Origin of the sequence: Adlercreutzia sp. DFI.6.23 (assembly GCF_024462535.1) — a bacterium.
GTDB classification, from domain to species: domain Bacteria; phylum Actinomycetota; class Coriobacteriia; order Coriobacteriales; family Eggerthellaceae; genus Adlercreutzia; species Adlercreutzia rubneri.
On the sequence record NZ_JANGBP010000113.1, the window covers coordinates 1 to 428 of the forward strand.

Annotated in this window: 1 protein-coding gene; it reads right to left on the bottom strand. The window is 63.8% G+C overall.

Translation table 11 applies throughout. The annotated features are described in order from the left end of the window. A partial coding sequence (locus NE591_RS12575; RefSeq protein ID WP_371130605.1) for a formate--tetrahydrofolate ligase occupies positions 1 to 428 on the bottom strand: 428 nt, incomplete at both ends.

The following is a 428-nucleotide window of genomic DNA, read 5'->3' on the forward strand; positions in this document are numbered from 1 at the left end:
TTCAGGGCGTCCTTCAGCAGCGCGGCCATGGCGCCTTCGGCCTTCAGATCGTGGGCCGTGACCGGTTTGTCGTCGTAGGTGTAGCCCACCACGATGTGGCCCAGGCGCTCCTTCAGGTCGGTGATGGAGGTGGCCAGACAGAAGATGGCCATGACCTCCGAGGCCACGGTGATGTCGAAGCCGTCTTCGCGGGGCACGCCGTGGGCTTTGCCGCCGAGGCCGTCCACGATGTGGCGCAGCTGGCGGTCGTTCATGTCGACCACGCGTTTCCAGGTGATCTTGCGCACATCGATGCCGAGCTCGTTGCCGTTCTGGATGTGCGCGTCAAGAAGCGCCGCGAGAAGGTTGTTGGCTGCGCCGATGGCGTGGAAGTCGCCGGTGAAATGCAGGTTGATGTCTTCCATGGGAATAACCTGGGCGTAGCCGCC